12 protein-coding genes are annotated in these 14,026 nt (G+C 73.6%); 3 read left to right on the top strand and 9 right to left on the bottom strand.

Features of this window, described 5'->3' with window-relative positions; all coding sequences use genetic code 11:
* Positions 1 to 191 precede the first annotated feature (191 nt).
* Both ABZY91_RS24890 and ABZY91_RS24885 read left to right on the top strand, forming a co-directional pair.
* Complete coding sequence (locus ABZY91_RS24890) at positions 192 to 608, top strand: SHOCT domain-containing protein (RefSeq protein WP_355405293.1); 417 nt, start codon at positions 192 to 194, stop codon at positions 606 to 608.
* 240 nt (positions 609 to 848) lie between these two features.
* Positions 849 to 2,387: a ricin-type beta-trefoil lectin domain protein gene (locus ABZY91_RS24885; RefSeq protein ID WP_355405292.1), complete on the top strand. Its 1,539-nt coding sequence runs from the start codon at positions 849 to 851 to the stop codon at positions 2,385 to 2,387.
* A gap of 162 nt (positions 2,388 to 2,549) precedes the next feature.
* Here ABZY91_RS24885 and ABZY91_RS24880 read toward each other — a convergent pair whose 3' ends face one another.
* Positions 2,550 to 3,785 carry an agmatine deiminase family protein gene (locus ABZY91_RS24880; protein ID WP_355405291.1) on the bottom strand — a complete coding sequence of 412 codons (1,236 nt, stop codon included), beginning with the start codon at positions 3,783 to 3,785 and terminating at the stop codon, positions 2,550 to 2,552.
* Between the two features lie 188 nt (positions 3,786 to 3,973).
* On the opposite strand from ABZY91_RS24880, the gene ABZY91_RS24875 reads away from it, so the two are divergent.
* A complete protein-coding gene (locus ABZY91_RS24875; RefSeq protein WP_355405290.1) occupies positions 3,974 to 4,663 on the top strand; it encodes a TetR/AcrR family transcriptional regulator in 690 nt (229 codons plus the stop codon).
* A gap of 38 nt (positions 4,664 to 4,701) precedes the next feature.
* On the opposite strand, the gene ABZY91_RS24870 is transcribed toward ABZY91_RS24875, so the two are convergent.
* The 8 genes from ABZY91_RS24870 to ABZY91_RS24835 all read right to left on the bottom strand — a co-directional run bounded on the left by ABZY91_RS24870 (position 4,702) and on the right by ABZY91_RS24835 (position 13,939).
* Entirely contained in the window at positions 4,702 to 5,907 is a 1,206-nt protein-coding gene (locus tag ABZY91_RS24870) for an agmatine deiminase family protein (protein WP_355405289.1), read from the bottom strand.
* A gap of 202 nt (positions 5,908 to 6,109) precedes the next feature.
* Positions 6,110 to 6,919 carry an ABC transporter ATP-binding protein gene (locus ABZY91_RS24865; protein ID WP_355405288.1) on the bottom strand — a complete coding sequence of 270 codons (810 nt, stop codon included), beginning with the start codon at positions 6,917 to 6,919 and terminating at the stop codon, positions 6,110 to 6,112.
* 43 nt (positions 6,920 to 6,962) lie between these two features.
* Positions 6,963 to 7,940 carry an ABC transporter ATP-binding protein gene (locus tag ABZY91_RS24860; protein WP_355405287.1) on the bottom strand — a complete coding sequence of 326 codons (978 nt, stop codon included), beginning with the start codon at positions 7,938 to 7,940 and terminating at the stop codon, positions 6,963 to 6,965.
* Positions 7,937 to 8,791: an ABC transporter permease gene (locus ABZY91_RS24855; RefSeq protein WP_355405286.1), complete on the bottom strand. Its 855-nt coding sequence runs from the start codon at positions 8,789 to 8,791 to the stop codon at positions 7,937 to 7,939. Before ABZY91_RS24855 ends, ABZY91_RS24860 begins: the two co-directional genes overlap by 4 nt.
* A complete protein-coding gene (locus tag ABZY91_RS24850; protein ID WP_355405285.1) occupies positions 8,788 to 9,747 on the bottom strand; it encodes an ABC transporter permease in 960 nt (319 codons plus the stop codon). The genes ABZY91_RS24855 and ABZY91_RS24850 overlap by 4 nt, the downstream gene beginning before the upstream one ends.
* Positions 9,744 to 11,417, bottom strand: a complete 1,674-nt coding sequence (locus ABZY91_RS24845; RefSeq protein WP_355405284.1) for an ABC transporter substrate-binding protein — start codon at positions 11,415 to 11,417, stop codon at positions 9,744 to 9,746. Before ABZY91_RS24845 ends, ABZY91_RS24850 begins: the two co-directional genes overlap by 4 nt.
* Positions 11,418 to 11,621: 204 nt before the next feature.
* Entirely contained in the window at positions 11,622 to 12,635 is a 1,014-nt protein-coding gene (locus ABZY91_RS24840) for an agmatine deiminase family protein (protein WP_355405283.1), read from the bottom strand.
* Between the two features lie 116 nt (positions 12,636 to 12,751).
* On the bottom strand, positions 12,752 to 13,939 hold the full coding sequence (locus ABZY91_RS24835) for an agmatine deiminase family protein (protein WP_329879861.1): 1,188 nt from the start codon (positions 13,937 to 13,939) through the stop codon (positions 12,752 to 12,754).
* Positions 13,940 to 14,026: the final 87 nt, after the last annotated feature.

Below are 14,026 nucleotides of genomic sequence, written 5' to 3'. Positions count from 1 at the left end.
GCCGGGCAACCCACCCACCGGGCCCACGACAACGCCGCTGCACCGACCACACCACCGGTCAGGTCCAGCGGCGTCGTGCATCCCCCACACCCCCCCACGGATGCGCAAAACCCCCACCACGCGCAGCATGAGGATGAACCCACTCATCCGTCGGGCCGGCCCAGGCCGTTCCGGGACGGGAGATCAGCGCCATGAACTTCGCGGCGAACCTGGCGGCCGACTACCCGCTGCTCAACATCTTCTGGACCATGCTCTGGTTCTTCCTGTGGATCCTCTGGTTCATGCTCCTGTTCCGGATCATCGCCGACCTCTTCCGCGACGACTCGCTGAGCGGCTGGGCCAAGGCCGGCTGGGCCGTGTTCGTCGTGCTGCTGCCCTTCCTCGGTGTCTTCGTCTACCTCATCGCCCGCGGGCGGGGCATGGGCGAGCGCGAGCTCAGCCGGGCGCAGCAGAGCGAGGAGCGGTTCCGGACGTACGTCCGCGACACCGCGGCCGGCTCGGACCAGCCGTCCACCGCGGATCAGCTGGCCAAGATCAGCGAACTCCGCGCGGCGGGCCACATCACGGACGAGGAGTTCGCGCAGGCGAAGGCCAAGATCCTGGCCTGACCGCCGCCCCGGTCCACAGCTCCGGCCCACGGCCCCGGCCGACCGGGCCCGGATCCCCCCGAGGGTGCGAAACCCGGGCGGACCGGCGGACCGTTCGCACTACAGTCTGATCCCGTCGGGACGCACCCGTCTCTCACAGGGGGAACAGACTTGAGGCTTCATCACCATGCCGGAACGGCCGGACGCACGGGTGGACTCCCGTCCGTCCGGCCGTTCCGGCGGCGCGCGCGGGCCGTCCTCGTGACGCTCGCCCTGGTCGGCGGACTGCAGGGCGGCCTGGTCACGGCGGCGCAGGCGGACCCGGCGGCGTCGCTGTGCTCGTCGGTCAACGGGCCGTTCGGTTCGGCGGTCGTCGGCGGGGGCCGTTACCGGATCATGCCGGACGAGTGGAACTCCGCGGCCGAGGTCTGCATGACCAGCGACGGCGGCCCGAACTTCACGGTCACCCGCAGCGACCTCAGCAGCGCCACCAACACCAAGCCCGGGGCCCCGGGCGCGTACACCCGCATCGAGTACGTGCCGCGTCCCGGTGAACTCCCCACGCCCGTGGCCACGATGGGGGACACCCTGACCGGCTGGCGGACCAGCACCGGCGTCCCGGGGCAGTACAACGCGGCCTACGACCTCTGGTACGCGGACGCGGCCGAGGCGTGCGGTCCGACGACCTCGCACGAGCTGATGATCTGGCTCGACCGGCAGGGCGGGCCCGTCCCGCTGGGCACCGCCACCCAGCAGGTCGCCCTCGGCGGCCGGACGTACCAGGTCCACCAGTACCAGAACGCCGCCAACGGCAAGCAGGTCATCAGCTACCTGGCGACCAGCCCGGTCCGCTCGGTCTACGCCCTGAACCTGCGCGCGATCACCAACGACGCCGTGGTCCGGGGCTACGTGCCCGCCGACGGGAAGCTCTGCTCCGTCCAGGCGGGCTTCGAGATCTGGAACGGCGGCGCCGGACTCGCCACGAACTCCTTCTCCTACCAACCCGCCGTCGGCCTCCCGACGGGCAACGTGACGTCCGGGCTCCCCGGCAAGTGCCTCGACGCCGGGAACAACTCGGCGGGCCCCGAGACCTTCAGCATGCCCGCCGACATCTGGGACTGCGCCACGACGCCGAACCAGACCTGGACGGTCGGCAACGACGGCACCGTCAGGGCCCTCGGCAAGTGCCTCGACGTCACCGGCGGCGGAACCGCCGACGGGACCCCGGTCCAGCTCTACCCCTGCAACGGCACCGGCGCCCAGGTGTGGAGGCAGAACGCCAAGGGCCTGCAGAACCCGCAGTCCGGTCTCTGCCTGGCCGACCCCGCCGCCTCGACCACCAACGGCACCCAGCTGATCCTCTGGACCTGCGGTGCGAGCGGACAGGACTGGCGCCACCCCTACAGCGGGCAGCCGCTGTGGACCGCCTTCACCAACAAGGCGACCTCCTACTGCCTGAGCGGCGGGGTCGAGAACGCCGGCTCGGTCAGTCTCCACACGTGCAGCGCCGGCACCACCCCGCCGCAGAACTGGCAGCTGGTCAAGGACGGCACCCTGCGCGTCTCCACCGGGGCGTGCCTGGACGCGGGCAGCGCCGGCACCGCCGGCAGCCCGGTCCAGCTGGCGCCGTGCTCGGGATCGGCCACGCAGCAGTGGCTGCTGTCGCCCACCGGCTACCTGCTGAACCCCGTGTCCGGCAAGTGCCTGGACGACCCGCAGTCGACGGCCGTGCAGGGCGTCCCGCTGAACCTGTGGACCTGCAACGGCACCGCGGCCCAGGTCTGGTACTCGGCGGCCTGACCGGGCCGGGCCCGACAGGGCCGGACCGGTGGCCCGACCGGGCTTCCGGTCGGGCCACCGGTCAGGGGAGTGCGCCGCAGGCCCGGGAAGGAGCCCCCGCTCCCCCGGGCCTGCGGCCTGCCCGGCGGCCCCGCCGGTCCCGCCCGGGCCGCCGGTCCCGCCCTACGGAACCGGCTGCTGCTGGGTGACGCAGTGGATGCCGCCGCCACCGAGACCGAGGTGGTCGATGTTCAGCTGCTCGACGACGCGGCCCGGGAAGAGCGACTGCAGCTTCGCCTTCGCCGCCGCGTCGGCCCGGGAGTCCCCGAACTGGGCGGCGATCACCGCGCCGTTGCAGACGTAGTAGTTGGCGTAGGAGCCGACGAACGCCGGGTCGCTCTGCCGGATCCGGTAGTAGTCGGGTCCACCGAGCTTGGTGGCCTGGATCCGGACGCCGCGTGCGTCGGTCGACGCGGACAGCACGTTGTACTGGTTGATCTCGTCCTTGGTCCAGACGTCCGACGGGTCGTCCGTGGCGTTCGGCTGCTGGACCAGCCCCTTGCCCGGGGCGAGGAAGCGCGAGGTCGCGTCGACGTGGTCGCCGGTGATGTCCTGCCCGACGACCCCGGCGAACCAGATGACCTTGGTGGCACCGTACGCGGCCTTCATCGCGTTCTCGGCCTGCGCCTGCGTCATGCCCGGGTTCCGGTCGGCAACCAGGATGCTGCTCCGGGTGGCCATCAGGGTGCCCGCGCCGTCGGTCTCGACGGCGCCGCCCTCGCCGACCAGGCCCGCCGCGGTGAACGGCACCCCGACGAGGGCGGCGACCCGGGCGGCGACCTTGCCGTCGTTGCCGTGGACCTGGTGGCCGCCCCAGCCGTTGAAGTTGAGGCCGACCGCGTCCAGGCGGCCGAGACCGTCGGTGCGGAAGACCGGTCCGGAGTCCCGCATCCAGCAGTCGTTGACCGGGACCGTGGTGACCACCGTGACGTTGGCGCCCGGGCACGCCCGTCTGGCGGACGCCGCGGCGGCGGGGTTGGCGCACAGGTACACGGGCTCGTACTTGGCGACGGTGTTCGCGATCAGGGCGATGTTCGCCTGGATCTGGGCGACCGAGGGCGTCGTCCCGCCGCGGCGGCCACCGCGGCGGCCGGTCCAGATGGCGGGGTCGTCCGGCCAGGCCATCCAGGTCCGGGTGTGGGCCACCGTGTCGATCGGCACCGTGAAGGTGCCGGCCGTCGCGGCGGCCGGTCCTGCGGCGGCGGACCCCGCAGCGGCCCGGCCGGCCGCGGCCGCCGATCCGCTCGCGGCCCAGGCGGTGCCGGCCGCCGCCAGCCCGGCGGCGGCGAGGAAGTTCCGCCGCCCCAGCGCGCCCTGCGTTCTGCCGGACGACACGTGCGGTTCGTTCTGACCGTGCATCTCCTGGCCTCCCGTCTGCTACTCATCCGCGGTCGTTCCACGTGATGGCCATGACGGTAAAACTGACCAAGCGCTCGGTCAATACTTTGCGCGCGAGACTCTCGGTCCGGACTCGCCGCCCGCACCCGAGTCGCCGGCGCGTCGCCACCCGCGCACCCGGGCCGACGGACGCTCGCTAGAGTGCCCGGATGGCTAAGCACGCTGAGGACCCCCGCCCCGCCGAGCCGGCGGCCCGGGAGTCCGTGGACGGCGCCGGCGGGCCCGGCACCAGGCGCCCGCGGTCCTCGGCCAAGGGCGAGCAGACGCGCGCCCGGCTGCTCGCCGCCGCCCGCGAACTGCTCGCCGGGGACGGCTCGGTGCCCTTCACCACGCGCAACGTGGCCGCCCTGGGCGGCGTGACCCACGGCATGTGCCACTACCACTTCCAGAACCGCACCGACCTGATCGTGGCGCTGGTGGAGAGCATCAGGCCGGAGTGGATCACCCCCCTGGAGGAGGCCGTCGCCGGCCCGGGGACGTTCGCCGACCGGGCCGAGCGCGTCGTGGCGATGCTGGCGCAGCCGGAGGCCGGCGACCTGTCGCGGGTGCATGCGGCGCTGCACTGGTTCGCCGCCAACGACGAGCGCGTGCGGGAGAGCCTGGAGGCGGAGTACCGGCGGTGGCGGGAGTGCTTCGTCGCCCTGTTCCGGGTGCTGGCCGACGAGCGGGGCGGCGGGTTCGACCCCCGCCCGCTGGGAGAGGCCGCGGCGGCCGGCACGGACGGGCTCGCCGCGTTCCAGTCGCTCGGCGCGGCCGTCGACCCCGCGCCGGTGGTGCGGGCGCTCGTCCTCGGGCTCGCGGCCGGAGCGACGGGAGCGACGGGAGCGGCTGAACGCTGACGGCCGCCGACACCCCCCGGGATCACGAGCTCACACGGTCACGGGCTCGCCGGAGCGGCGGAGCCGCCCGTCGCCTCGGGCTGTTGCTGGGTGGAGCAGTGGATGCCCCCGCCGCCGGCGGCGATGGCGTCGATGCTCACCGGGACGACCTCGCGCCCGGGGTGGAGGTCGGCCAGGATTCCCGCCGCGCGGTCGTCGGACGCCCTGTCCCCGAACCGGGGCATGATCACGGCCCCGTTGACCACGTAGTAGTTGAGGTAGGTGGCCAGGAAGTCCTTCCCCGGGTCCGGGACGCCGCTGAGGTCGGGCTCGGTGAGGTCCACGATCCGCAGCGGGCGGCCCATGGCGTCGGTGGCCCCGCGGAGCACCTCCAGCGCCTGGTCGGAGGCCCGGGACCAGATGTCCGGCGGACTGTCCGGCCCGGGGCGGTGGATCAGCACCACGCCGGGCTCGGCGAACCGGGCCAGGGCGTCGATGTGGCAGTCGGTGATGTCCTGTCCGGCCACCCCGGCGAACCAGATGACCTTCCGGACGCCGAACAGTTCCTTGAAGGCGGCCTCGATCCCGTCACGGCTCTTCCCGGGGTTGCGGTTCTCGTTGACCCAGGAGCTCTCGGTGGCCATCAGGGTGCCCTCGCCGTCGACCTCGATCCCGCCGCCCTCACCGGTGATCGGCGCCTGGATGCGGCGGATCTCGTAGCGGTCGAGCAGCCTGCGGGCGACCTGGCCGTCCTCGGTGTGGGTCTGCTTGCCGCCCCAGCCGTTGAAGTTGAGGTCGACGCCCGCGAGTCCGGCCGGGCCGGTGACGAAGGTGGGGCCGGTGTCGCGGGCCCACAGGTCGTCCACCGGCAGGTCGATGACCTCCACGCTGGAGCCGCACAGCTGCCGGGCCGCGGCGCTCTGGTCCGGGCGGGCCATCAGCACCACCGGCTCGAAGCGGGCGACGGCCTGCGCGACGTGCGCGATGTCCTCGCGGACGGCCGGCAGTTGGTCGCCCCACACCTCTTCGAGGGCCGGCCAGGCCATGAACGTCCTGGTGTGGGGGCGCCACTCGGCCGGCATGGCGTACGAGGCCGGGGCCGCCGTGGAGGGTCCGGAGGCCGGGCTCGCGGACGCGCCCGGCGAGGACGGCTGCGTCCCGCCGGCCGGCTCCGCGTCGGAGCCGCAGCCCTCCAGCAGCGCGAGCGCGGCGACGGCCGCCCCCGAGCGGAGCACCGACCGGCGGGACAGGGAAGGTTCACTCACAGCAGGTCCCCTCGTTCATCCGCATGCACCCGAATCGGGCGATATCCGACAGTAGAGGTGACCGGGGGGCGTGCCGGTGAGCCCGCGCGCCGCCGATCGGGCGAATCGGCGCGGGGTGAAGCCGCACGGGCCAGGACCGGAACGGGCCCGGACCGCCGCCGTGGGGGCGTCGACGGTCCGGACCCGGGTACGGGGGCCGCCGCTACGGGCTGTCCGACAGCGCGCGGCGTGCGGCGGCGATGGACCGCGGGTCCCAGCCGGGCCCGGGCACGGAGTCCAGCAGCAGCCGGGTGTAGGGGTGGCTCGGCCTGGCGAGGACCTCGGCGGTCGGACCGGACTCGACGACCCGCCCGTGCCGCATCACGATGACGTCGTCGGTGACGCACCGGACGACCCCGAGGTCGTGGGTGATGAACAGGTAGCCGATGCCGGTCGCCTCCCGGATGTCGGCGAGCAGGTTGAGGATCTGCGCCTGCACGGACACGTCGAGGGCCGCCACCGCCTCGTCGAGGACGAGGACCGCCGGTTCCACCGCCAGTGCCCGGGCGATCGCGACCCGCTGGCGCTGGCCGCCGGAGAGCTGCCGGGGCAGTGCGCCCGCCTCCCGCTCCCCGAGGCCGACCTGCTCCAGGAGCTCGGCGATCCGGCGGGGGTGGTCGGCGTCGGGGAAGTGCAGCCGGAGGGTCTCGCGCAGCACGGCGCCGACGGTGGTGCGCGGGTCCAGGGACAGGTACGGGTCCTGGAAGACCATCTGCACCTCGCGGGCCCGTGCGAGCCGGTGGACCCGGCCGCGCCGCCGCTCGGTGCGGTCCCGGCGGTGGACCAGCACCCGGCCGGTGTCCGCCCGTTCCAGTCCCACGACGATCCGGGCGGTGGTGGTCTTGCCGGAGCCGGACTCGCCGACGATGCCCAGCGACCTGCCCTCGGCGAGGGTGAAGGAGACGTTGTCGACGGCCCGGACGCCTCCGTAGGCGCGGTGCAGCCCGACCACCTCCAGCACGGTCCTCCGCATCGGCGGCTCTCCCTTCGAACGGGTCGCGGCCCCGAGGTCCGGGCTACGCATCGGCGGTCGCCTCCCCCGTCCGGTCGCTGTGGTGGCAGGCGGTGCGGCGGCCCGGCTCGCCGTCGACCGGCAGCAGTTCGGGCGCCTGCCGGGTGCACTCAGAGGTCGCGAGCGGGCAGCGCAGCGCGAAGGGGCAGCCGACCGGCTCGTCGCGCAGGCCGGGCGGCCGGCCCTCGATGGCGGCGAGCCGGCCCCGGGGACCGTCCAGGCGCGGCGTCGAGGCGAGCAGCGCGGCCGTGTAGGGGTGGCGCGGCCGTGCGAACAGGGCCTCGGCGGGACCGGTCTCGACGATCCGCCCGGCGTACATCACGTAGACGCGGTCACCGATGGCGGCGGCGAGGCCCAGGTCGTGGGTGACGAAGAGCAGGCCGGTGCCGAAGCGTTCCTGGAGGTCGCCCAGGAGGGCGACCACCTCGGCCTGGGAGGTGACGTCCAGGGCCGTGGTGGGCTCGTCGGCGAGGATCAGCGCCGGATCGCCCATCAGTGCGGCCGCGATCATCACCCGCTGGAGCATGCCGCCGGACACCTGGCCCGGGTACCGGCCCAGGACCGACGCGGGGAGGCCGACGGCGTCCAGCATCTCGGTGGCCCGCGCGGTCGCGGCCTCGGCGGACAGGCCCCCGTTGAGACGCACGCTCTCGGTGAGGAAGTCCCCGAGGCGGCGCAGCGGGTTGATGGCGGCCCGGGGGTCCTGGAAGATCATCGCGGCGGTGCCGGTGCGCAGCCGGCGCAACTGCTCGGGCGTCATGGTGAGGACGTCGTCGCCGCCGACCCGGACGGTGCCCTCGGTGGCGGCTCCGGCGGGGAGCAGGCCGAGCACGCTGCGGGAGGTCAGGCTCTTCCCCGAGCCGGACTCCCCCACCAGGGCGACCGTCTCGCGGGCGCCGACGGTGAGGTCGACGCCGGCGAGCACGGGCCGGGCGGTGTTCGGCAGGCGCAGGCGGTAGGCCCGGATGTCGAGGACGGTCATCGGTCCCTCCTGGCGACCTGGTCGGCCCAGCGTTCGCCGACGACGTTGAAGGCGACGACGGTCAGCACGATCGCGGCGCAGGGCAGGACCGCCGACAGCGGGTAGCCGTGCTGGACGGCGGACTGGCCGTCGAAGACCATCCGGCCCCAGTCGGGGGTCAGCGCGGGGACGCCGAGCCCGAGGAAGGAGAGCCCGGCCAGGTCGATCAGGGCGTAGCCGAAGTTGATGGTGGCCTGCGCCAGGACGACCGGCGCGATGCCGGGGACGACGTGGCGCAGGCAGATCTGCAGGCCGGAATGGCCCTGGACCTGGTAGGCCTCGACGTAGGGGCGGGCGCGTTCGGCGAGGACGAGGGAGCGGGTGAGACGGCTGACGTAGGGCAGGTAGGCGATCGCGAGGGCGACGACGGGGGCCAGCAGGCCCTCGCCGTACACGGAGACGATCAGGATGGCCAGCAGCATGCCCGGGAAGGCGAAGACCAGTTCGGTGCTGCGGGAGAGGACGGAGTCCAGCCAGCCGCCCCGCCAGGCCGCGGTGACGCCGACGGCGACGCCGGCCAGGGTCGAGAAGGCGACCACGCCGAGCGGTCCGAGCAGGGAGGTGCGGGCGCCGGTGACCAGACGGGCGAGGGTGTCCCGGCCGGCGGCGTCGACGCCGAGCAGGTGCTCGGCGGAGGGTCCCGCGAGCGCGTCACCGAGGTCGACGGCGTTCGGGTCGTCGGGGGCGAGCCACGGGGCGAGGACCGCGGCCAGGACGACCAGGGCGACGAAGCCGAGGCAGATCCGGTGCAGCGGCGCGCGGGCGGTCCGGATCCGGCCGAGACCGGACCGGCGCGTCAGGACGGCGGTCATCGGGCGGCCTCCCGCGCGCCGAGGGTGACCCGGGGGTCGACCAGCGGGTGGAGCAGGTCGACGACCAAGTTCACCGCCATGAACAGCCCGACCATGATCAGCGAGATGGCCTGCACGGTGGGGAAGTCCTTGGTGGTGGTGGACAGTTCGAGGAGCTGGCCGATGCCGCCGACGCTGAACGCGGTCTCCACCAGGACGGTGCAGACCAGCAGCGTGGAGACGACGAGCCCGCCGGTGGTCAGGAGCGTGCCCAGGGCGTTGCGGAAGACGTGCCGGCGGACGACCCGGTGTTCGGAGACGCCCCGGCTGCGGGCGACGGTGACGTGCTCGTGGCCGAGGACGTCCAGCATCGCGGCGCGGGTGACCCGGGCGAGCATGCCGATCAGGTAGAGCGCGAGGGCGAGGGCGGGCAGGGCGAGGTGCCACAGCATCTGGCCGAGACCGTCGCCGGTCCCCCCGGTGGGGAACCAGCCCAGCTTCACGGCGAACAGGCCCTGCAGCAGGACGGCGGCGACGAAGGCGGGGGTGCCGACGGCGACGGTGGTGGTCACCAGGATGGTGGAGTCGGCGGCGCCGCCGCGGACCGCGCCGATCCAGCCGAGCAGCAGGCCGAGCGCGACGACGAGGACGAGGGCCATCGCCACCAGCAGCAGGGTCGCGGGGAGGCGGTCGGCGAGGAGCCGGGAGACGTCGGTCCGGTAGGTGATCGAGCGGCCGAAGTCGCCGTGGAGGACCTGACCGGCCCACCGCAGGTACTGCAGGAGGAACGGTTCGTCCAGGTGGTACTGGGCGTTGATCGCCCGCAGCGCCTCCGGGGAGGCCGAGCGGCCCGCGAGCAGGAAGCTCGCCGGGCTGCCCGGCGCGAGGTACATCGCGCCGAAGATCACGAACGAGGCGCCCACCAGGGTGGCGGCCATCTCGGCCAGCCGGCGGGCGGCGAATCTGAGGAAGCTCACCGGGCCGCCCCCACGTCGGCGGCCCACGGGTAGTACATGTACGCGATGGTGGTCGGGGCGCCGGTGATCCGCTTGTTGAGGAAGACCGCGGTCGGCCACTCGGCGACCGGGATCCAGAGCAGCTGGTCGGAGGCGATCTGCTGGAGGTGCGCGGTGATGGCGAACCGCTCGGCGGGGTCGGAGGCGTTGACGGCCTTCTTGACCAGGTCGTCGTAGGCGGGGTCGCTGAAGGAGGCGAAGTTCTGGAAGGCGCCGGTCCGGAAGTTGGCCAGCAGGTCGAGCGGGTCGGTGATGGAGTCGTAGTACGTCTCCGGGAACAGGTCGACGCCCTCGCGGGCCTGCGGGTCGGTGAACAGCGCGGTGAACGCGTTGGGCGCGATCGTCTTCAGCCGCACGTCGAGGCCGATCTTCGCACCGGCGGACTGGACGGCGGTGGCCAGGACCGACACGTCCTGACCGATCGGGCTGGTGGCGACGGTCAGGGTCTTCCCGGTGGCGCCGGCCTCCTTGATCAGCGCCTTGGCCCGCTCGATGTCCGGCGCGGTCGGGGTGAGTCCTTCGAAGGCCTCCCTGCGCACCTCCTCCGGCGCGCCCGCCCAGGCGGCGCGGCTGGTCAGCGAGCCGGTGACGTGCCCGGCCCCGCCGAGGCCGGTGCGGACGAAACCCGTCCGGTCGAGGGCGAGCGACAGCGCCTGCCGGACCCGGAGGTCGCCGAGCACGCCCTGCATGGTGGTGACGTTGACGTTGACCGTGCTCAGGCCCTCGCCGAAGTAGAGCGTGCCCGAGCCGCTGCCCCGCAGCCGCCCGTAGCTCTCGGTGGGGATCAGGTAGCCGCCGTCGGCCTCGCCGCTCAGCATCGCGTTGACCCGCGCCGAGGGGTCGGTGAGGAAGCGGAAGACCGCCTTGGCCGACTTGGCCTTCTGCCCCCAGTAGCCGTCGAAGCGCCTGAGCTCGACCGACTGGCCCTTGTTCCAGTCGCCGAGCTCGAACGGCCCGGTGCAGGCGAGGCCACCGCTGGTGCCGTAGTCCCGGCCGGCCGCCTCGATCCCGGCCTTCGAGGCGACGACGCCGGCGGCGGTGGCCATGTACTGGTTGAACTGCGAGTCCGGCTGGGTGAGTTTGACGGTGACCTGGAGCGGGCCGGTCACGGTGACGGAGCTGACGTTCTGGAACTGCTGTGCCCAGGCGGCCGCGTTGTCGGGGTTCATCTGGCGGCCGAGGCTGTACACCACGTCCTCGGCGGTCATCACGCGGCCGTCGTGGAAGCGCACGCCGGGCCGCAGGTCGTAGACCCAGGTGGTGGGGTCGGGGTTGGACGCCTTCTCGGCCAGCCCCGGCGCGAGGGTCAGCTGCGGGGTCCACCGCATGAGGCTCTCGCAGACGTTGGACAGGACGGTGTTCTGCGGGTAGTCGAAGGCCGAGACGTAGTCGAGGGTGGGCGGCTCGGCGTAGACGGCCCAGGTGAACGAGTCCAGCTCGCCGACGGCGGCCGGGGTGCCGGCGGACAGCCGGTACGACTCGCCGTCGGTGCCCCCGTCCTTCGGCGGGCCGGCGCAGCCGGAGGCGAACGTGAACGCGGCGAAGGTCGCGGCGGCCAGGGCGGCCGCCGCGGGGGCCTGCCGGCGGCGGGGGGATCTACGGGTGCGGGACCCGTCCTGGGGCTCTGGCATGAGGGTGGCTCTCTTCCGTGCGTGACGGGGCGAGGGAGGGTGGCGGCCCGGCCGGGCCCGCGGGTGGGTCGCGGGACCGGCCGGGCGGTCCGACGGCGGAAGGTACGGCGCCGGGCACCGGGCGGTGGGGCACCCGGCGGGTGGGCGGCGGGCGTGAGGCGTCGGGCCTCGGGCGTCGGGCGTCAGGCGTCAGGCGGTGGGGACTCAGGCGGTGGGGCGGGCCACCGGCACCTGCTGGGTGATGCAGTGGACCCCGCCGCCGCCGTAGGCGATCACCCGGGAGCGGATGCCGACGACCTTGCGGCCGGGCAGCGCCGCCGCGATCACCGCGAGCGCGCCCTCGTCCTGCTCGGGCACCCCCGCGACCGGCACGACGACGCCGCCGTTGGCGACGTAGAAGTTGAGGTAGCCGACCTCGGTCCGCTTGCCGTCGACCTCGACGAAGGCGGCCTGCGGCAGGTCGAGGATCTCCAGCCGGCGGCCCCGGGCGTCGACGGCGGCCTCCAGGACGGCGCGGTTCTCGCGCATCCGGGCGTAGTCGGGGTGCTCCGGGTCGCTCGGGAGCTGGACCACCACCTTGCCGGGGGCCACGAAGGCGCACACGCCGTCCACGTGGCCGTCGGTCTCGGTGTCCAGCAGCCCGCCCCACGGCAGCCAGATCACCGTGGTGACGCCGAGCCTGGCCTTCAACTCCTCCTCGATCTCCGCCCTGCTCATGCCCGGGTTGCGGTTGGGGTGGAGGAGGCACTGCTCGGTGGTGATCAGGGTGCCCTCGCCGTCCACGGTGACGGCGCCGCCCTCCAGGATCATCCGGGAGTCGATGCGCTCGACGCCGAGGCGCTCCAGCAGCACGCCGGCGATCCGGTCGTCCGTGTCGTACGGGTGGTGCTTGCCGCCCCAGGCGTTGAAGCGGAAGTCCACGCCGGCGCGCTCGCCCCCGGGGCCGAGCACGAAGATCGGGCCGGAGTCGCGGAACCAGGAGTCGTCGATGGGCAGTTCCACCACCTCGACGCCGTCACCGCACAGGACCCGCGCCTCCTCGCCCTGGCCGGGGCGGGCGACCATGGTCACCGGCTCGAACCCGGCGATCGCCCGGGCGACGTCGGCGTACTCGCGCTTGGCCTCCTCGAAGGTGTCGCCCCAGAGGTCGGCGCGGGTCGGCCAGGCCATCAGGCAGCGCTCGTGCTCGGTCCACTCGGCAGGCATGCGGAAACTCACGATGGAACTCATCTCTGTTCGGGCGTTCGGTCGGTGCGGTGGGTGCCGTCGGTGCGGTGGGTGCGGTTCCCCGGCGGGGCACGGGCGGTGCCCCGCCGGGGCGGCGGCGGTGGCTCTCAGCGGGCGTCGGGCACGGCCGGCTGCGACTGGGTGGAGCAGTGGATGCCGCCACCGCCGCTCGCGATGCCGTCGATGGCGGTCTGGACGATCCGGCGGTCCGGGTAGGCGGCCTGGAGGATCGCGTAGGCGACGCCGTCGGCGTAGCCGTCACCGAACTGCGGGGCGATGACGGCGCCGTTGACCGTGTAGTAGTTGGTGTAGCTGGACAGGAAGTCCTTGCCGCGGCCGCGGATCTCCCGGCGGTCCGGCCCGGGCAGTTCGGTGACCTGGAGGCGGCGGCCCCGGGCGTCGGTGGCGGCGTGCAGCAGCCGCTTCGTCTCGTTGTAGACGGCGACCCACCGGTCGTCGGTGCCGGGCCCGGGCTGGTCCAGGATGACCTTGCCCGGGGCGGTGAACCGGGCCAGGCAGTCGATGTGGCAGTCGGTGATGTCCTGGCCGGCGAGGCCCGGGACCCAGATGACCTTCTCGACGCCCAGCGCCGACTTCAGCCCCTGCTCCACCTGGGCCTGCGACCTGCCGGGGTTCCGGTTGGGGTTGACCAGGGAGCTGACGGTGACGAGCAGGGTGCCCTCGCCGTCCGTCTCCAGCGAGCCGCCCTCACCGACGAAGGGGGCCCGGATGCGGTCGATCCCGTACTCGGCCAGCAGGCCGGCCGCCGCTGCGGCGTCGTTGGCGTACGGCTGGTAGTACGAGGTGCCGCGCTTGCCCCAGCCGTTGAAGTTGGTGTCGACACCGGCGACGGACCCGGGCGCCACGACGAAGGTCGGTCCGAAGTCCCGGATCCACAGGTCGTCGACGGGAATGTCCAGGACCTCGATCGGGTGGTAGGCGCCCGATCCGCAGGCGTACCGCGCGGCGGCGGCCTGCCCGGGACGGGCCAGCATCACGACCGGTTCGTAGCGCGAGATCGTGTGGGCGAGCTCGGCGATGTCCCGGCGTACGCCGGACAGCTGGTTCTGCCAGACCGACGACAGCGCGGGCCAGGCCATGAAGGTGCGGGTGTGCGGATCGGTCTCCGCCGGCATCCGCAGTGCCGCGCCGGGCCGCGGTCCGGCCGCTGCGGGGGTGGGGGCCGCCGAGGCGGCGCGGGCGCTCACCGGCAGTGCGGCACCGAGGGCGGCCAGCGGCAGGGCCGCCGCACCGAACTTGAGCACGCTGCGACGGGGGGAAACGGGGTGGTTCATGGGGCTCCCTGGAGGGATCGGGAGGTGTGGGGTGACCCACATCCTGGACCGAACTGAAAGTTCAGTCAAGATTTTCGAGCCATCCTT

The organism is Kitasatospora sp. NPDC002965 (assembly GCF_040611255.1).
Classification (GTDB): Bacteria; Actinomycetota; Actinomycetes; order Streptomycetales; family Streptomycetaceae; genus Kitasatospora.
The sequence above is the reverse complement of the archived record's forward strand: the minus strand, read 5'-3'. Positions and strand labels throughout refer to the sequence as shown.